The sequence below is a fragment of the Stenotrophomonas maltophilia genome (assembly GCF_003970865.1).
Lineage (GTDB): Bacteria > Pseudomonadota > Gammaproteobacteria > Xanthomonadales > Xanthomonadaceae > Stenotrophomonas > Stenotrophomonas maltophilia_AR.
Genome location: NZ_RXLZ01000041.1, coordinates 1 through 18,202, shown reverse-complemented (window position 1 = coordinate 18,202; position 18,202 = coordinate 1). Strand labels below are relative to the sequence as shown.

At 68.1% G+C, this 18,202-nt stretch carries 17 protein-coding genes; 8 read left to right on the top strand and 9 right to left on the bottom strand.

The features are described 5' to 3' along the window. Nucleotides 1–36: 36 nt before the first annotated feature. From EKL94_RS14335 to dtd, 4 genes are all read right to left on the bottom strand, one after another. Entirely contained in the window at nucleotides 37–288 is a 252-nt protein-coding gene (locus tag EKL94_RS14335) for a hypothetical protein (RefSeq protein ID WP_185830036.1), read from the bottom strand. Between the two features lie 6 nt (nucleotides 289–294). Next, nucleotides 295–1,695 (bottom strand): type II toxin-antitoxin system HipA family toxin YjjJ, encoded by a 1,401-nt coding sequence (yjjJ, locus tag EKL94_RS14330; protein ID WP_126929588.1) that lies wholly within the window; start codon nucleotides 1,693–1,695, stop codon nucleotides 295–297. Between the two features lie 247 nt (nucleotides 1,696–1,942). Beyond that, nucleotides 1,943–3,796: an RNA polymerase sigma factor RpoD gene (gene rpoD / locus EKL94_RS14325; protein WP_126929587.1), complete on the bottom strand. Its 1,854-nt coding sequence runs from the start codon at nucleotides 3,794–3,796 to the stop codon at nucleotides 1,943–1,945. Between the two features lie 90 nt (nucleotides 3,797–3,886). After that, the gene (dtd, locus tag EKL94_RS14320; RefSeq protein WP_049401012.1) at nucleotides 3,887–4,327 is read right to left on the bottom strand and encodes a D-aminoacyl-tRNA deacylase; all 441 of its coding nucleotides are present in this window, start codon (nucleotides 4,325–4,327) and stop codon (nucleotides 3,887–3,889) included. Between the two features lie 61 nt (nucleotides 4,328–4,388). Here dtd and EKL94_RS14315 point away from each other — a divergent pair, with 61 nt between their 5' ends. The 4 genes from EKL94_RS14315 (at nucleotide 4,389) to EKL94_RS14300 (ending at nucleotide 8,639) form a co-directional block, all read left to right on the top strand. Continuing rightward, nucleotides 4,389–5,309 carry a lauroyl acyltransferase gene (locus EKL94_RS14315; protein ID WP_126929586.1) on the top strand — a complete coding sequence of 307 codons (921 nt, stop codon included), beginning with the start codon at nucleotides 4,389–4,391 and terminating at the stop codon, nucleotides 5,307–5,309. 85 nt (nucleotides 5,310–5,394) lie between these two features. After that, nucleotides 5,395–6,528, top strand: a complete 1,134-nt coding sequence (ribA, locus tag EKL94_RS14310; RefSeq protein ID WP_126929585.1) for a GTP cyclohydrolase II RibA — start codon at nucleotides 5,395–5,397, stop codon at nucleotides 6,526–6,528. A gap of 75 nt (nucleotides 6,529–6,603) precedes the next feature. After that, nucleotides 6,604–7,104: a PH domain-containing protein gene (locus EKL94_RS14305; RefSeq protein ID WP_010481194.1), complete on the top strand. Its 501-nt coding sequence runs from the start codon at nucleotides 6,604–6,606 to the stop codon at nucleotides 7,102–7,104. Further along, the gene (locus tag EKL94_RS14300; RefSeq protein ID WP_126929584.1) at nucleotides 7,101–8,639 is read left to right on the top strand and encodes a PH domain-containing protein; all 1,539 of its coding nucleotides are present in this window, start codon (nucleotides 7,101–7,103) and stop codon (nucleotides 8,637–8,639) included. The genes EKL94_RS14305 and EKL94_RS14300 overlap by 4 nt, the downstream gene beginning before the upstream one ends. Nucleotides 8,640–8,710: 71 nt before the next feature. Here EKL94_RS14300 and EKL94_RS14295 read toward each other — a convergent pair whose 3' ends face one another. Further along, the gene (locus EKL94_RS14295) at nucleotides 8,711–9,769 is read right to left on the bottom strand and encodes a CDP-glycerol glycerophosphotransferase family protein (RefSeq protein ID WP_126929583.1); all 1,059 of its coding nucleotides are present in this window, start codon (nucleotides 9,767–9,769) and stop codon (nucleotides 8,711–8,713) included. Here EKL94_RS14295 and EKL94_RS14290 point away from each other — a divergent pair. Both EKL94_RS14290 and EKL94_RS14285 read left to right on the top strand, forming a co-directional pair. After that, on the top strand, nucleotides 9,768–10,586 hold the full coding sequence (locus EKL94_RS14290; protein WP_126929582.1) for a glycosyltransferase family 2 protein: 819 nt from the start codon (nucleotides 9,768–9,770) through the stop codon (nucleotides 10,584–10,586). The two genes, EKL94_RS14295 and EKL94_RS14290, sit on opposite strands and share 2 nt — an antisense overlap. A gap of 43 nt (nucleotides 10,587–10,629) precedes the next feature. Continuing rightward, nucleotides 10,630–11,751: a glycosyltransferase family 4 protein gene (locus tag EKL94_RS14285; RefSeq protein ID WP_126929581.1), complete on the top strand. Its 1,122-nt coding sequence runs from the start codon at nucleotides 10,630–10,632 to the stop codon at nucleotides 11,749–11,751. Between the two features lie 18 nt (nucleotides 11,752–11,769). Here EKL94_RS14285 and EKL94_RS14280 read toward each other — a convergent pair whose 3' ends face one another. From EKL94_RS14280 to def, 4 genes are all read right to left on the bottom strand, one after another. Further along, on the bottom strand, nucleotides 11,770–13,491 hold the full coding sequence (locus EKL94_RS14280) for an ArnT family glycosyltransferase (protein WP_126929580.1): 1,722 nt from the start codon (nucleotides 13,489–13,491) through the stop codon (nucleotides 11,770–11,772). Nucleotides 13,492–13,514: 23 nt separating this feature from the next. Continuing rightward, a complete protein-coding gene (gene rsmB / locus EKL94_RS14275) occupies nucleotides 13,515–14,846 on the bottom strand; it encodes a 16S rRNA (cytosine(967)-C(5))-methyltransferase RsmB (protein ID WP_126929579.1) in 1,332 nt (443 codons plus the stop codon). Between the two features lie 3 nt (nucleotides 14,847–14,849). Further along, complete coding sequence (gene fmt, locus EKL94_RS14270; RefSeq protein WP_126929578.1) at nucleotides 14,850–15,773, bottom strand: methionyl-tRNA formyltransferase; 924 nt, start codon at nucleotides 15,771–15,773, stop codon at nucleotides 14,850–14,852. Nucleotides 15,774–15,893: 120 nt separating this feature from the next. Further along, the gene (gene def / locus EKL94_RS14265) at nucleotides 15,894–16,406 is read right to left on the bottom strand and encodes a peptide deformylase (protein ID WP_008267110.1); all 513 of its coding nucleotides are present in this window, start codon (nucleotides 16,404–16,406) and stop codon (nucleotides 15,894–15,896) included. Nucleotides 16,407–16,532: 126 nt separating this feature from the next. On the opposite strand from def, the gene EKL94_RS14260 reads away from it, so the two are divergent. Both EKL94_RS14260 and EKL94_RS14255 read left to right on the top strand, forming a co-directional pair. After that, nucleotides 16,533–17,666, top strand: coding sequence for a LysM peptidoglycan-binding domain-containing protein (locus EKL94_RS14260; RefSeq protein ID WP_126929577.1), 1,134 nt, complete (start codon nucleotides 16,533–16,535; stop codon nucleotides 17,664–17,666). 130 nt (nucleotides 17,667–17,796) lie between these two features. After that, nucleotides 17,797–18,141, top strand: coding sequence for a hypothetical protein (locus EKL94_RS14255; RefSeq protein ID WP_260473431.1), 345 nt, complete (start codon nucleotides 17,797–17,799; stop codon nucleotides 18,139–18,141). Nucleotides 18,142–18,202 lie beyond the last annotated feature (61 nt).

Genomic DNA, 18,202 nt, shown 5'->3' with positions numbered 1-18,202 from the left:
GTCACAGTGTAGTTGAGCGCGCCCCTAGCCCGCTACTCAGGCACCAACAGCCAGCGCCTTGGCCACCTGCTCCAGTCGCACCTCGGCAATCTCCGCGAAGTACTGCATCTGCCGCAGATGCGCCTGGAACAGGGCCACAGTCCTTCTCGCTGCTTCCAGTCCCGGCTGGTTGCTGCCGCCAAATCCCTCGACCAATCCCGGGCCAGACAGCGTCAGCAACGCATACGTCGTACGTCGGGCAAACCCCAGCCGATCCTCGCGCTCATCCTGCAGCACCTCATGCGTCACTCGATATCACCCGAACCGCGCCCCCATCGCCCTGACCCGCCCGGCATTCTCCCTCGCCAGCGCGCGCAATCCGTCCGACCGCACCCGCGCATCGCCCGCAACGCGCTCCCAGAACTCACTGGCCAGCGGCGCCGCCCAGCGCAGATGCTCCAGTTCGCCGCTCTCACGCGGCGCCACAGCCTCCAGCACCACATCCTGCCGCAGCACACCCAACCGCGACGGTGCCAACGACATCGGCAACATGTCGTAGGCCGGCGCCAACGGCAGCGGGCCACGATCGACTAAATGGAAACCGATGTTGCCCTGGTGCATGTCGCTGTTGCCGATCAACCGACCAAACGCATGCAGCCGCGCCATGGCCCGCACGGTCTCGGCAGACAGCCAGCCCAACGCCTGCAGCTGCGCCCCCGCGCGCGGCCATTCCAGCGTCGCTTCGCCGGTAAACGCGGCCGAGATCGACAGCAGCGAAACGAAGCCACGGCGACCGAGCGCATCGGTGCTGCGGTCGAAGCGCGTCACTTCCAGGAAGGTATGCGTGGGCGTCTGCAGCAACTCACTACTGGCGGCATCCGCACCAGCGGCGCGCAGGGTTTCCAGTGCGAGGTGTTCGCACACCAGCAGGTCGGCCCAGCGCTGCGCAGCCTCGCCGCCATCGGGCTGGGCAAACTTCACGATCACCGCGCGACGCCCGCCTTCGCTTTCCACCGTGGCGGTGAACTTGGGCTGCTCGCCCCCAGGCGATGAACCCACGTCTTCGCCGGCCAGCGCGGCGCGTGCGCGTTGCGGGTACTGCTGCGGCCGGTCGCGTGCAGCCACGCGATCAGGCGGTGCATCCAGCGCGGCCAGGGCCGCCTGCACGGCATCAGCGCCCAGCAGCAGGTCGCCGATCTCGGTTCCGCCGCCCTGCACCAGCGCCACCAGCACGTCGTCGCGCTGCCAGCGGGTCAGATCCGAAGGCAGGCCCAAGCCGCGCGCACGGCCATGCGCGAAGCTGCGGCCGAGGAAGCCCTGCGGGCACAGGTCATCGAGATACCACGGCAGACCGGGGAAGAAGGCGGCTATATCGCCGTCGGGCGCGCGCAGCAGGTTGGACCGGGCACGGCTGGCGTCCACGTGGAAGGTGTCGCCACTGAGCGCGATCAGCCGGCCCAGCTCTTCCAGCGTGGCGTCTTCGCGCAGGCGGTACAGCGGCCATTCGCTGCCCACGCGCGAGGGCTGGCGCAGCGCATAGGCGGTGGCGCGCGTCTGCCCCAGCCGCACGACCTGATCGCCACTGGCCGCGACCAGGCGGCTGAGGGCCATGCGGTTCACGCCCAGGCGCTCGGCCAACGCGGCCGCCGGCTGTGGGTGGCCGGGGGGAAGCTGGGCGATCAGGTCCTGGGGTCTCAGGAGCGCGTGGCGGGCCATGGGCGGGCCTTGGAGACAAATAGTGTTACGTATTTATCGCAAAAGAGCGCGGACAGCAAGCCGAAATAAGATTCAAACTCACTGTTTCTCAAGGATTTTTGTGAAGAATGCAGGGAGAGACATCAAGAATAATGTTACGTAAAAATTGCGAATTCCTCATAAATTCCACCGGCCACGGCCCGGCGCTACCCAAAGAAAAACCCCGCCGAAGCGGGGTTTCTCTCAACGCTTCAACAGCCGCTGGAAATCAATCGATATCCAGGAAGCTGCGCAGCTGCTCCGAGCGGCTCGGGTGACGCAGCTTGCGCAGGGCCTTCGCTTCGATCTGGCGGATGCGCTCGCGGGTCACGTCGAACTGCTTGCCGACCTCTTCCAGCGTGTGGTCGGTGTTCATGTCGATGCCGAAGCGCATGCGCAGCACCTTGGCTTCCCTCGGTGTGAGGCCGGCCAGCACGTCGCGCACGGTTTCAGACAGATTGATGTTGGTGGTGTTCTCGATCGGGGACTCCACGTTGGTGTCCTCGATGAAGTCGCCCAGATGGGAATCCTCGTCGTCGCCGATCGGGGTTTCCATCGAGATCGGCTCCTTGGCGATCTTCATCACCTTGCGGATCTTGTCTTCCGGCATGTCCATTTCCTTGGCCAGCTCCTCCGGCGTAGCCTCGCGGCCGTACTGCTGGAGCATCTGGCGGGAAATGCGGTTCAACTTGTTGATCGTCTCGATCATGTGCACCGGAATACGGATGGTGCGTGCCTGGTCGGCAATCGAGCGGGTGATCGCCTGGCGGATCCACCAGGTGGCGTAGGTCGAGAACTTGTAACCGCGGCGGTACTCGAACTTGTCCACGGCCTTCATCAGGCCGATGTTGCCTTCCTGGATCAGGTCGAGGAACTGCAGGCCGCGGTTGGTGTACTTCTTGGCGATCGAGATCACCAGGCGCAGGTTGGCCTCGACCATTTCCTTCTTGGCCTTGCGCGCCTTGGCTTCACCGTAGGCCATGGCACGGCTGATTTCCTTCAGCTCTTCCAGGTCCAGCTGGGTCAGCTTCTCGATGTCGATCGTCGCCTGCTGTTCGGCGATGATCTGGTCCTTCACTTCGCGCAGGGCCGAAGACCACTTCTGCTTGCGCTTCAGTGCGTCTTCCACCCACTCCAGGTTGGTCTGGTTGCCTTCCCAGGAACGGATGAAGTCCTTGCGCGGCATGCGGGCGGTGACGGTGGCCAGGTTCAGCACGCGGCGCTCATGGGCCTTGATGCCGGCCATGGTGTCGCGCAGCTGCTTGGTCAGCACGTCGGTCAGCGGCAGCGGCAGCTTCAGGGTGACAAACACCGCCGACATCTCCTCGCGGAGCTTCAGCAGATTCTTCTTGTCACCCTTGGCCGCAGCCTTCTTGAAGGCATTGAAGGCATCGCTCAGCGCCTGCATGCGCGCAGCGACTTCCTCCGGGTCCGGACCGGTCGGTGCGGCTTCTTCCTCGCCACCCTCGACATCATCGTCCTCGTCCTCGTCGCCATCGGCGTCGGCATCGTCGCTGTCATCAGTGGCAGCTGCGGCCGGCGCAGGCACTTCATCGGCCAGGTCGTTGAAGCCGACGATCACTTCGGCCAGGCGCTTCTTGCCTTCCTTGTGGGCTTCGTAGTCGGTCAGCAGCGACTCGACCGAGACCGGGAACTGGCCCAGGGCAGCCTGGACCTGCGAAAGGCCTTCCTCGATGCGCTTGGCGATGGCGATTTCGCCTTCGCGGGTCAGCAGCTCGACGGTGCCCATTTCGCGCATGTACATGCGCACCGGGTCGGTGGTACGGCCACCTTCGGTGTCGAGCGCGCTCAGCGCGGCGGCAGCTTCTTCGGCCGCGGTGTCATCGACTTCGCGGTTACCGGTGTTGCCGTCGTTGAGAAGCAGGGTTTCCACATCCGGCGCAACTTCATGGACATCAATGCCCATGCCGTTGATCATGCCGATGATGTCTTCGATCTGTTCCGGGTCGACCATGTCGTCCGGCAGATGGTCATTGACTTCGGCGTAGGTCAGGTAGCCCTGTTCCAGGCCCTTGCTGATCAGTTGCTTGATTTCGGATTGGGCAGGACGTTCGTTGGCCATGTAGTGCTCGCGCCACCGGCTAGGGAGAAATAGGGAACGTAGCATTATACCAGCCCGGGGCCCCGCCTGCCGGGCGGTGGTCCCGGCGGCCTAGGGCCTGAGAAGGAAGGTCACGGGACCGTCATTGACCAGGCTGACGACCATATGGGCACCAAATCGGCCCGTTTCCACCCCTGGCGCGTGATTTTCACGACAGATCTCGACAAACCGATTGAACCCGCGTTCAGCCTCGTCCGGCGGTGCGGCGCTGGTGAAGCTGGGCCGCATGCCCGAGCGGGTATCCGCCGCCAGGGTGAACTGGCTGACCAGCAGCAGGCCGCCTCCGGTGTCGCGCAGCGACCGGTTCATCTTCCCGGCCTCGTCGGCGAACACCCGGTAGCCCAGCAGGCGCTCGGCCATGCGCCGCAGCTGGGCCTCGGTATCGCCCGGCTCCATGCCCACCAGCGCCAGCAGACCCGGGCCGATCTGGCCGACCGCTTCATCATCGACGTGGACGGCAGCCTGGCTGACACGCTGGATCAGGACGAGCATCGTGGGCTCCTAATGAACGGGGCCGGCCACGATAGCAGCGCCCTTGGCTAAACTGGCGCCGATGAATCCGCAACGCAAAGCCCGGCTGGTCTACCGCGCCACCACCCTGTTCGCCCGCCTGCCCTGGCCGCTGCTGCGGGGAATCGCCCGTGCCCTGTCCTGGACCTGGATCAGTCTCAACGCCCGTGAGAGCCGCGTCACCCGGCGCAACCTGGAACTGGCCTACCCGCACCTGGACGGCGCCGCGCGTGACCGCCTGCACCGGGAGCTGCTGCGCTCCACCGCCCTGCAGGCCATCGAGACCCTGCGACTGTGGAGCCAGGCGCCGGCCGACAACCTGCGCCTGCACCTGAAGCAGCGCCACGGCGAGGCCCTGTACGACGCGGCGCTGGCCAGCGGCAAGGGCGTGATCGTGGCGGCGCCGCACTTCGGCAACTGGGAGCTGCTGAACCAGTGGCTGGCCTCGCGCGGGCAGATCGCCATCGTCTACAAGCCACCGGAGGACGAGGCCAGCGATGCCTTCCTGCAGCTGGTGCGGGGCGGCCAGAACGTACAGCAGGTGCGTGCCGAGGGCCCGGCCGTACGCCAGCTGTTCAAGGTGCTCAAGGACGGCGGTGCCACCGGCATCCTGCCCGACCAGCAGCCCAAGGCCGGCGATGGCGTGTTCGTGCCGTTCTTCGGCGTGCCGGCGCTGACCATGACCCTGGTCAACCGGCTGGCCGAGCGCACCGGCGCCACCGTGCTGTATGGCTGGTGCGAGCGCATCGGGCCGGACATGGAGTTCGCCCTGCACATAGAGCCGACCGACCCGGCCGTGGCCGACCCGGACCCGCAGGTGGCCGCCACCGCGCTCAATGCCGGCATCGAGCGCATCGCCCGTCGCGACCCGGCGCAGTACCAGTGGACCTACAAGCGCTATACGCTGCGGCCACCGGGCAGTGGCGAGGAAGACCCCTACGCGACCGAAGAACATCCCCACTGACGGCCGCTCCACTCAGGCCGCCGGCCCCTGCGACCGGCGGCCGCACCACGTTGAATACGGCGCCGGCGCCCCCATAGAGACTGCGATGTCCGCCTCCCCCGGTCCTGCCATGTCTGCTTCTTCCCTGTTCGGCGATCCGGCCGCGATCCGCTGCGAGCGCGCGGTTGCCGAACTGCGTGCCGGTCGCCCGGTGCTGCTCCACGATGACCAGGGCCAGCGCCTGGCGGTGATCGCGCTGGACAGCGCCACGGCCAGCAGCTTCGCCGCCTTCGCCAATGCCGCCCGCGAGCGGCATTACCTGTTCCTGACCACCACCCGCGCCCGCGTGCTTGGCGTGGAGGCCCCGCAAGGTGCGCGCCTGCCATTGGCCGGTGTTGCCTTCGATGCCCTGCCCTCGCTGGGCTACCTGCGCGAACCGGGCCCGATGCCGGACGGCTGGAGCGCCGGTGACGCCTTCGATGCAGGCGCGGTGGAACTGGCCCGCCTCGGCCTGTTGCTGCCGGCCATGGTGGCGGTGCGCCTGGACGCCGAAGACCGCACCTTCGAGGGCGCGGCCGAGGTGGCGCTGTGCGACCTCGCCGAGGGCGCAGCACATGCCGCGCATGATTACGAACTGGTGGCGCGTTCGCCGGTACCGCTGCGCGATGTTGGCATGACCACGTTCGCGGTGTTCCGTGGTGGCGTCGCCCAGCGTGACCAGGTCGCGATCATCGTCGGCGAACCGGACCTGTCGGCGGTGGTGCCGGTGCGCGTGCACTCCTCGTGCCTGACCGGTGACCTGTTCGGCTCGCTCAAGTGCGACTGCGGTGACCAGCTGCGGCGTGGCCTGCGCAAGCTGAAGGAGCTGGGCGGTGGCGTGCTGCTGTACCTGGACCAGGAAGGCCGTGGCACCGGCATTGCCGCCAAGATGCGCGCCTACGGCTACCAGCACGACGGCCTGGACACCATCGACGCCGACGCACAGCTGGGCTTCGGTGCCGACGAGCGCCGCTACGGCAGCGCGGTGGCCATGCTGCGTGGCCTCGGCATTTCGCGCGTGGCCCTGCTCAGCAACAACCCGACCAAGGCGCAGCGCCTGCGCAATGCCGGCATCGAAGTGCTGGACTGCATTCCGGTCACCGGCGAGATCACCGCCGAGAACGAACACTACCTGCGTACCAAGGCCGATCGTGCCGGCCATATGCTGGATGTGGACGCGCTGATCCAGGCTGCCCAGTAACGCAGCCGACCTGCTACCGTCTGCGCGGTGCGGCCACGGCCGCCACCGCCCGCCCTGCCACCTGACGGAGCCCGCGTGACCGACGTTCCCCTTACTGCTCCGCCCACCGATGCCTGGCAGTCGCTGCCGCGCCGCGCCGCGCGGCTGGCCGCACTGGAAGGCGCCTTCGGCGGCCTGTTTGTGCCGGGCCTGCCGCTGGCCGCTGCATGGTGGTTCTTCGATCTGCCCGGCGGTGTGTGGGTCGCAGCCCTCGGGCTGCTGGTGGGGGCTGCATGTGGCGCATGGCTCGGCCACCGCCGCCTGGTTCGCACCCGTTGGCGGCTGGACGCACAGGGCCTGGGCCTGCGCCGTGACCTGATGTGGCAGCTGGAAACACGCATTCCCCTGTCGCGCGTGCAGCACCTGGACCTGCGCCGCGGACCACTGGAACGCCGCGCCGGGCTGGCCACGCTGATCGTGCACACCGCCGGCACCCGCATGAGCGCAGTGACCGTGAGCGGCCTGGACGAGGCGGACGCCGAGCGCCTGCGCGATACCCTGTCCCACCAGCTCGACCAGGACGCCGACGCCCTGTGAGCCTGCCACCGCCTCTGCCTGCAGCACTGCCCGCCGGTGGCGAGGACCACCGACTGCATCCGTGGTCGTGGCTGTTCGTACTCTTGATGCAGTTGCGCCATTATTTCCTGCCGCTGGTCGCGCTGCTGGTGTTCGGCCAGCGCGGCGACCGCGACCCGATGTGGGCCCAGCTGATTCCGCTGACGGCGATTGCCGCACTGGTACTGGTCTCGGTGCTGCAGTACCTCAGCTACCGCTACCGTATCGGCAGTGATGCGATCACCGTGCGCAGCGGCCTGCTCGCGCGCAACCGGCGCGAGATTCCATTCGCGCGCATCCACAACGTGGAGGTCAGGCAGAACCCGCTGCACCGCCTGTTCGGTGTGGCCGAGCTGCGCCTGGAATCGGCCGGTGGCGTGCGCCCGGAAGCGGAAATGCGGGTGCTGAAGCTGGACCAGGCGCTGGCGCTGGAACGGCTGGTCCGCCAGCGCGGGCAGGCGCCGCAGGCCGCCGACGTTGTCGCCGCCCCCTCGATCACCGATGCCGACACCGAACAGGTGCTGCTGCACCTGTCGAGCTGGGACGTGGTGCGCATGGGCCTGCTCTCCAACCGTGGCTGGGCGCTGGCGATCGCCGCCTTCGGTGTGCTGTTCCAGACCGTGCCGCGACCGGTGATGGACGATGCCATCCAGCGTGGCGGCCGGGAAGCCTTCGGCTATGCAAGCCACCTGCATCCCGGCGTGGCCGGCGCCTTCCTGCTGCTGGCCGCAGCCTTGCTGCTGGGATGGCTGGCGCTGCGTGCGCTGTCGGTGGTGCTGACCCTGCTGCGCTACCACGGCTTCACCCTCAGCGAGCAGGACCGCCGCCTGACCGTCTCGGCCGGCCTGCTCAGCCGCACCCGCAGCAGTGTCGCGCGTCGCCGCATCCAGGCCTGGACCCTGCGCGAAACCACCCTGCATCGCTGGTTCGGGCTGCGCCAGCTGCGCATCGACAGCGCCGCCGGTGGCCCTGCGCGCGATGAGGACCGCGCCCTGCGCGAACTCGCGCCACTGGCGTCGAGCGAGCGCTGCACGCAGCTGGTGCAGCATTTATTGCCTCAACTGCAATGGCCGCCGGCACAGTGGCAGTCCATTCCGCAGCGCGGCTGGTGGCGGCTGTGCCTGGGCGCACTGGTGCTGGTGCCGCTGCTGGCTGCGGCCGCGTACTGGCGGTGGGGGCCATGGGGCCTGCTGGTGCTGGCGTGGCTGCCAGTGGCGCTGCTGGTCGCGCACCGGCAGATGGCACGCATGGGCTGGTACCTGGACGAACACTATGTGGCGGTGCGCGGCGGCTGGTGGAAGCGCTGGTGGCGCTGGGCCGAGCTGGACAAGGTGCAGGGCCTGCGCCTGCAGCGCTCGCCGCTGGACAGGCTGCTGGGCACCAGCAGCCTGCAGCTGGATACCGCCGGCGCGCATGGCGATGTGGCGCTGACCCTGCACCATCTGCCGCAGGCACAGGCGCAACAGGTGATGGAACAGCTGGCGGCAGCGCTGGCGCGGCGCAAGCTGCGCTGGTAAGCACTACCGCGAGCGGGGTCACGCATCCACGCATGGCGTGGATCTACTGTAGAGCCGAGCCGATGCTCGGCTTACCGCTGCGAGGGGCCCCAATAGCCCAGGTCCTTGCGGATCTGCAGATCACGCATCCAGCTGCCGAACGGCTTGCGCCGCAGCGCGCCCATCTCGCCTGACAGGAAATCCTCGGTGGCCGTGATCACGCGCTCGCTGGACAGGCCATCGCGGTACGGGTGGATGGCGTCGGCGTAGCGCACGATCTCGGCCTGCAACGCTGCATCCGGGTGCAGCGCGCGCTGCAGCATCGCCTGCAGCTGCGCAGGATCATCGAAGTCGATCATGTGCGGCTTGGGCACGCGGTTGCGGAAGGTCACTACCGGCTTGTGCTGGACGATGAACTCCGAAACGATCGACGAGGTATCCGACACCAGCACATCGGCGGCGCGCTGCGCGGCCATCACCTGCTCCGGCTCGATGAAGCGGGCATTGGCACCGGCCAGCGCGCGGTAGCGTTCGAACAGTTCCAGCGGGCACTTCGGGTGCAGGGTCAGCAGCCAGTAGTGGTCACCGGCGGCGATATCGGCGGCGATCTGCGCGTGCAGGTGCGGGGCCGCACTCAGCCGTTCAGTGAAGGTCGAGCCGAACAGGATCACCGGGCGATCGCCGGCGGGTGCGCGCAACGCGGAGCCCTCGCCGCCGTCATCGCGGAACAGCGGGTCCAGCTTCGGCCAGCCGGTCTCGGCCACGGCGAAGTGGCCCTGCAGGCTGGCGATCTCGCGGAACGGCGCGGTGGTGGCCGGGCCCTGCGTGCAGTACAGGTCGAACATGCCGCGCACCCGGAAGTGGCCGCGCGCACTGTCCCGCTTCTCCACGTTGAAGCCATGGAACAGCTGCACCTTGGCCCCCGAAAGGAAGGTCGGCACCCAGTTGGCCGCGCTGAACACCGCCCGCGGACGCATTGCCAGGGCCTGCTTCAGGCCCACGTTGGGCACCCCCGGCAGGCTGCTGCCGGCCGCGCCGTCCACGAACCAGGCCGCCACCTCCTGCCCGGACGCGTGCAAGGCCTGCGCCAACGGGGCGAGAATAGGCAGCGCATAGCGCTCCGTCGCAAACAACAGGTACCCGGCCATCATGTCCTCCACGACCGCTCCCATCGAACGGCCTCGCATCTCGGCGTGCATTATCGCGTTCAACGAGGCTGGGCGCATCGGCGACTGCCTGGCCTCGCTGGCCTTCTGCGATGAGATCGTGGTGGTGGACTCGCAGTCCACCGATGCCACGGTGGCCATCGCCGAGGCCGCCGGCGCCCGCGTGCTGCAGCGCGCGTTCGAGGGTTTCCGCAGCCAGAAGGCGTTCTGCGTGGAGCAGGCCAGCCACGACTGGGTGCTGTGCCTGGATGCCGACGAGCGCATCAGCCCGGAGCTGCGCGCGGCCATCGAGCAGGCCCGTGACGGCGGCTTCAGCGGCCACGCCGGCTTCCGCTTCGCCCGCCTGTCGGAGTATTTCGGCAAGTTCCTGCGCCACGGCAACGCCTACCCGGACCGGGTAATGCGCCTGTTCGACCGCCGCCAGGGCGGCTGGCGCGGCAAGCGCGAGATCCACGAGGCGGCCAGTGTCGACGGCAGTGTGGGCACCCTGCGCGGTGACCTGATCCACTTCCCGTACCGGTCATTGCAGCAGCAGCTGGCCAAGACCGAGAAATACGCGCGGATGATGGCCGAGCACGAGTTCGCACGCGGCAAGCGGGCCACGCTGGGCAAGCTGGTGCTGGCGCCGGCCTGGCGGTTCTGGCGCGGCTTCCTGTTCCGTGGCGGCTTCCGCGACGGCTGGCATGGCCTGGTCTACGCCTACGTACGCGCCAACTACGTGCGGCAGAAGACCATCATGCTGTGGATGCTGGGCAATGGACAGGCAGTGGCCGACCCGGCGCCTTCCGCGGACCGGCCGTGACCACGCTGTGTCACACTGCGCGGGCGTTGCCTGAAGACCCCCCATGAAAATCCTGTACACCAACTTCCACTATGGCGACGGTGGCGGCCACACCACGTACATCGTCTCGCTGGCGCGTGCACTGCACGGCCAGCACACGCTCCATGTCGCCGCGCCGGCCGACAGCCGCCTGCTGCGGACCATGGCCGATGAAGGCATTGCCCGCACACTGCCGATTGCGTTCGGCAGCGGCCTGCCAACACTGCCCCGGCAGTTGGCCGAACAGCGCGCGCTGCGCAGGCTGGTGCGCGATGAAGGCATCGACCTGATCCACGTCAACGGTGCACGCGACCACCGCTTCGTGATGCAGGGGCTGCTCGGCATGCGCCGCCCGCCGATCGTGCTGACCAAGCACAACAGCAAACCCACCAACACCTTCGGCAATGCGCTGCGCGCACGCTGGGCCACCGATCGGCTGATCGCGGTCTCGGCCGACACCAAGCGCCTGCTGGAACAGGGCCCTTACCGTCACTGCCCGATCGACGTGGTCCGCAACGGCGTCGACCTGGAGCGCTACTCGCCACAGCCGGACGGCACCGGCAGCGCGCTGCGCCAGCAATGGACGCAGGATCCACAGGCGCTGGTGCTGGTCAGCAATGCCGGCACCGACGATTACAAGGGCTGGATCGACCTGGCCCAGGCCATCGCGCGGCTGCCCGATGCCGTGCGTCCGCACGTGCACATGGCCGTGGCCGGCCACCTGCCCAGCGCACAGCAGCGCGACCAGGTGCAGGCGCTGGGCGAGGTGGCCGCGCAGGTGCACTTCACCGGCCTGCTGGCCGATACCCGCGTACTGATCGCGGCCGGCGACGCTGGCTTCGTGCTGTCCCATGACGTCGAGACGATCTCCTTCGCCTGCCGCGAGATGATGGCCAGCGCCAAGCCGATGCTGGTCAGCGACTACGCGGGCCTGCCGGAGAACATCGAACAAGGCGTCGATGGCTGGGTGGTTGCCACCCGCGACATCGACGCCATCGCCGCACAGGTGCAGGCGCTGTACGCGCAGCGCGATGCGCTGCCGGAACATGGCCGGGCAGCACGCCGCCATGCACAGCGGGAGTTCGGCCTGCAGACATTCGCCGACGCCACGCTGGCCAGCTACCACGCCGCCCTGGCCAGCACCTGAGCCAGGTTCCCCGAACGCTCAATCGGTGATGCCGGGCCCCTGCAGGCGGCGCTCGTGCTCGAGTTCCGCCGCCGACGGCCGGCAGGTGCCGGCGACCGCGTCGGCAGGCACCAGCCACCAGCGGCGACGATTGGAAATGCCCGCCATTTCGGCCTGCGCACGATCAATGCAGGCCTGCATCGCATCCTCGTTCACCAGCAGCCAGCGGTGCTGCGGAACCAGCCGCTGCCAGCGCACGGCCGCCTGCAGCTGTTGATGCCAACGTGCTTCGAATCCAAAGGTGGCCACCGGGCGATCGGCCATCAGCAGGTTCTGCTCTTTCCATGCCACCAGTCCCAGCTCGGCCTGCGGACCGATGCGTGCGCTGACCTCACGCATCAGGCCACGGGCCGAGCTGGAATCGTTCAACACCGGATAACCGACCAGGCTGTACAGCACCCAGACCCCGGCCAGGGTAGCGACCAGGGCAACGTGCCGACGCCGACGCCCGCACACCCACAGGCTCAAGGCCGACCAGATCGCCATCGCCAGCGCCGCCCAGGCCAGTGCATCGGTGGCACCGGGAAGCAACCCGCGCCCATGGGTGAGGCGCACTTCGAGATCCGGATCACCCAGCAGCGCCAGCGCACCGGCCAGGCCCAGTGCCAGTGCCAGCAACGCGGTGAATGCGCCCAGCACGCGCTGCACATCGCGCCGCCTCAGCAGCCCCGGCAGCAACGGCGCCAACGCCAGGCAGAACATCGGCAATGCCGGCAGGATGTAGACATCGCGCTTGCCGTGCGGAATGGAGAAGAACAGCACGACCAGCAGCCACCAGGCCAACGGCAGCAGGTAGCGCGCATCGCGCCGGCGCAGCCGCCGGAACCAGGCCGGAAGCGCCCACGGCAGCAGCAGGAACGCGGGGATCCACATCGACGGCATGATCGCCAGGAAGTACCACCACGGCTGGTGATGGTCCCAGGACTGCGTATAGCGCCGTGCGGTCTGCCGGAACAGGATGTCGTCCATGTAGGCGCGGTACGGCTCCGAGCCGGTGGCCAGGCCGGCCAGCAGCATCGGCGCCAGCCACAACGACACCGCCAGCAGGAAGGCCAGCGGTGCCAGCCAGAAGCGCAGGTCGCGCACGTGCAGGCCCACCCGCGGCCAGTGCAGCACGGATGCAACTGCGGCCGGCGCGATCATCATCAGCGCCAGCACGCCTACGCCCTTGGTGATCACCCCGATGCCGGCGAAGAACCAGCCCAGCCACCACCAGCGCCAGGCCGGGCCCAGCAGCAGATGGCGCAGCAGGCCGTAGTTGGCCAGGGTGATGAACAGCACCACCAGCGGATCGATCTGCGCCTTCTTCGCCTGGAAGGTGAAGTGCACTGCGAACAGCAGCGCCCAGCCCGCGTACAGCCCCACCTGCCGCGTCCACAGGCGGCGGCCGAGATCGACCACGCACCACAGCGTGCCCAGCGCGGCCAGCAGCGAGGGCAGCAGGAACGCCACCCGCCAGTGGCCGACCAGGCTGTACAGCGCGGCCTGCCACCACATCAGCATCGGCGGCTTGTCCGAATACAGTTCGGGGCCGCGATGCGGGAACAACCAGTAACCGCTGTCGACCATCTGCTTGGCCACCAGCGCGAAACGTGGCTCATCCGATGGCCACGGATCACGGAGGCCCAGGCCGGCCCCCAGCACCAGCAGGGCCATCACCACCAACAACCACGTCTGGCGCGACGCGTGGGTTTTCAGCATGGGACTCGAAACGGCAGCGGGGGTCAGGCTGCTTTTAACAGACGCGCGTAGAAGAAACCGTCAGCATCGTTTTCACCCGGCAGCCGCTGGCGTGCCACCCCTTCGCAATCCACGCCGAACGCGTCGCCCAGCGGCTGCGCCACGGCATCCGGATGCCATTTCAGGAACGCACGCACCTGATCGATGTTCTCGGCGCGCAGGATCGAGCAGGTGGCATACAGCAGCACGCCACCCGGGCGCAGCATCGACCAGCAGGCTTCCAGCAGGCGCGCCTGCACACCGACCAGTGCATCGATGTCTTCAGCGCGACGGTGGAACATCACATCCGGCTGGCGGCGGATCACGCCGGTCGCCGAGCACGGCGCATCGAGCAGGATCGCGTCGAACGGCACGCCATCCCACCAGGCACCGGGATCACTGGCATCGGCAGCCAGGGTCTGCACATGTTCGCCCACGCCGGTGCGGGTGTAGGTATCGCGTGCGCGGGCCAGACGGCGCGCGTCGATATCCAGCGCCAGCAGGCGCAGGCTGGGGTCGCGCTCAAGCAGGTGCGCCGACTTGCCGCCGGGTGCCGCGCAGGCGTCCAGCACGCGGGCACCGGCCGCCGGGGCCAGCGCATCGGCCGCACACTGCGCCGACAGGTCCTGCACCGAGATCGCGCCTTCGGCAAAACCCGGCAGCTGATTCACGGCAACCGGAGAGGCCAGGCGCAACGCGTCGGCACTGAGCGGACTGGCTTCTGCGGCAATACCGGCTTCGGCCAGCGCTGCCAGTGCCTTGTCACGGCCGCCCTGCTGGCGGTTGGCGCGCAACCACAGTGGTGCCGGTTGCAGGCTGGCGCTGAAGATCGCGTCGGCCTGTGCCGGCCAATCGCGTTCCACCGCATCGGCCAGCCATTCCGGGAAGGCATCGCGCGCCGGCTGTTCCGGGAAACCTTCGCGCTGCGCGCGGCGCAGGATCGCATTGACCAGGCCCGCCTGGCGCTCACGGCCAAGTGCACGCGCTGCGTCGACCGTGGCCGACAGTGCCGCGTGCGCCGGCAGCTCCAGCACGTCCAGCTGGGCAAACCCGACCATCAGCAGCGTGCGCAGGTCGGCATCACGCGCCGACAGCGGCTTCTGCATCCACGACTGCAGCGCCGCGTCATAGGTGCTGCGGCGACGCAGGACGGCAAAACACAGGGCTTCCAGCAGCGCGCGGTCGCGGCTGTCGGCCAGCTTCGGCAGCGCCCAGGCCAGTTCGGCCTTCAGCGAACGGCCACGGGTGAATACCTGTGCCAGCACACGTGCGGCCAGCATGCGCGTGGCCGCGCCCGGCGCCGCCTTGGCGACGGAGAAATCGTTCTGCTTCGACACCGCTTATGCCCCCACGCGCAGATCGCGGCGGGCGTTGAGGTAGTCGGCCGCAGTAATCGCCTTGCCACCTTCCCGCTGCAGCACACGCAGGCGCAGTGCGCCCTGGCCACAGGCGATGTCGATGCCATCGCGGCTGGCCGCCAGCACCGTGCCCGGTACCTGCCCGTGGGCCTCATCCAGCGCCACCGCGCCATGGATGCGCACGCGCTCGCCAGCCAGCGTCGCCTCGGCGATCGGCCACGGATTGAAGGCGCGCACGGTGCGTGCCAGCGCCCCTGCATCCAGCGCCCAGTCCAGACGCGCCTCGGCCTTGTCCAGCTTGTGCGCGTAGGTCACGCCCTGCTCCGGCTGCGCCCGCGCGATCGGCTTGATGCCGGCCCGCAGCAGGCCCAGGCCATCGGACAGCACCTGCGCACCCAGTTCGGCCAGCTTGTCATGCAGCTGGCCACCGGTATCGGTGGCGGCAATCGGCAGTTCCTGATGCAGCAGCACCGGGCCGGTATCCAGGCCGGCCTCCATCTGCATCAGGCAGACGCCGGTCTTTGCATCGCCGGCCTGGATCGCACGCTGGATCGGCGCGGCACCGCGCCAGCGCGGCAGCAGCGAGGCATGCACGTTCCAGCAGCCGTGGGTTGGAATGGCCAGCACCGCCTTGGGCAGGATCAGGCCATAGGCCACCACCACCATCAGGTCCGGCTGCAGGTCGCGCAGCTGCTGCTGGGCGGCCTCGTCCTTCAACGACTCGGGCTGGTAGACCGGAATGCCACGGGCCACGGCTTCAAGCTTGACCGGCGACGGCGCCAGGCCACGGCCACGGCCGGCCGGACGATCAGGCTGGGTGTAGACGGCCACGACCTCATGGTGGCGCGCAGCCGCGCGCAGCGATGACACCGCGAATTCCGGCGTACCGGCAAAGACAATCCTCATGGCTACCCCACTTGCAGGATGGATTCGTGCAGGAAAGAAAACGGCGCCGTCGGCCGGCGCCGTACAGCCCGCGCGCGTCGCGCAGGCGCGGGCCACCCGAAGGGCGGCCCGGATTGGCGATCACGCCACGTGCTTGCGCTGCTTGGCCAGCTTCTTGCGCACCATCTCGCGCTTGAGCGGCGACAGATAGTCGATGAACAGCTTGCCGTCCAGGTGATCCATCTCGTGCTGGATGCAGGTGGCCAGCACTTCGCCGGCTTCCAGCTGCTGTTCCTGGCCGTTGCGGTCCAGGTACTTCACGGTGATGGTATCGGCACGGGTCACGTCGGCGAAGATGCCCGGAACCGACAGGCAGCCTTCCTGGTACACCCGGCCCCCGTCCTTGGCGACGATTTCCGGGTTGATGAACACATGCGGTTCATTCTTTTCTTCGCTGACATCGATGACCATGAAGCGCTTGTGCACGTCCACCTGGGTGGCGGCCAGGCCGATGCCCGGGGCGTCGTACATGGTCAGGAACATGTTGTCGATCAGTTCCTGGAAGGCCGGCGTGGTGACTTCGGCAGCTTCGATCAACGCAGCCTTGGTACGCAGGCGCGGATCGGGGAACTCGAGAATGGGGAGAAGGGCCATGGCTGTTTCCGGATAGGGGGCCGGCACGCCGGCATACGTCGCAGATTCTAGCTCCAACGCTTGCCTTGCGCCCCGGTTTCTGGACTATAGTGCGCGGACCTGTTGGGGAATCAGGGCTTCACACCTATGTTGCTTCGTTTTCGTACGGTCGTCGCCGCGGCGATGCTGACCGTGGCTGCCTATGCTACCGCCGTGGAAGTGAATGGCGGGCACCCGGACACCTATGTGGTCCGAAAAGGGGATACGTTGTGGGATATCGCCGCACGTTTCCTGCAGAAGCCGTGGCTGTGGCCGGAGATCTGGCAGGCCAATCCGCAGATCGCCAATCCGCACCTGATCTATCCCGGTGACGTGCTCAGCCTGGCCTATCTGGACCGGGTGACCGTTGCTGCCACGCCCGGCCCGCGCCAGGAAGCCCCGATCGATGCCATTCCGCTGGCCCAGGTCGAGCCGTTCCTGAAGCAGCTGAGCGTGGTCGACAGCATCGAGCAGCTGCCCTACGTGGCCGGCCTGGAAGAAGAACGCCTGCGCGTCACCAGCGGCAGTGCGGTCTACGTGCGCCTGGCTGACGCCCAGCTGGGCCAGCGCTGGGCCGTGGTCCGCCCGACCGTGCGCTACGCCCAGCCCAAGCCGACCGAGGACCTGACCGCCAACGGCGACGTCACCCCGGGCAGCGGCAACCTGTGGCGGGCCTACAACGCCCCCAACCACCGCCGCGGCGTGCTCGGCTACGAGCTGGCCCAGGTCGCCACCGGCACCATCACCCGTGTCGCCAGCGGCAAGGTCGAGGCATCCACCCTGGTGCTGGACAAGAACGAAGGCGGCCGCGAGGTACGTGCCGGCGACCGCCTGGTCCCGGTCGAGGCCAAGCCGTACGACCTGCAGTTCGTCCCCCATGTCCCGGCCGCCGGTGTCGAGGGCGTCGACGTGCGCGTGCTGGCCGTCACCGACATGTTCACCGCCGCTGGTCCGCGCGATGTGATTGCGATCTCGGCAGGCCACGCGCAGGGCGTGGACAACGGCACCGTGTTCTCGCTGTGGCGCCCGGGCCGCCACGTGGCGCACCGCATGAAGTACCCGACCTCGTCGCGCATGGACGATTCGCTCAGCACCGGCGCCGGCCGCGTCTCGCTGCCGGACGAATACGCCGCGCACGCCATGGTGTTCCGTACCTTCGACAACGTCAGCTATGCGCTGGTGATGCAGGGCGTGAAGCCGGTGCGCGTGGGGTTCAACGCACTGCACCCGGACGCGAAGTAACCAGTCCCGGGTTGCCCGGCCACTGCAGGTCGTGCCGGCCGCTGGCCGGCAGGCACCTCCGGCAAAGTCTGACAGCCACATGCGAAGGCGCCCTAGGGCGCCTTTGTTGTATGCGCTCGATAGTGGGGGGATGACCAACCAAGCTGACGAGGCGCTGCTGCGCCTGTTGATGGCAGGCGGCGCGCTGGCGCCACGGCGGGCCCTGCTGCAGGCCGCGGGCAGCGCGGAAATCGCGATCGCGCAGGGCACCGCGAACTGGCGCGCGCACGGCTGCACGCCAGAGCAGTGCGCCGCACTGGAACGCCCGGACGCCAGGGCCTGGGCCGTGGCACGGCGCTGGCTGGAAGACGACAGCCGGCACCTGCTGGCCTTCACCGATCCGGCATTCCGGTCCCTTATACAAATCTCCGAGCCCACGAGCCGGACTCCCAATCCTCTTGCCCCCTTCCCCCCGACCCCCCCTAACCCGGTATGACACACACGCACATGCAATGGTACAGCAGTGAGAGATAGTGGGGAGTAGGCATGCGTATATA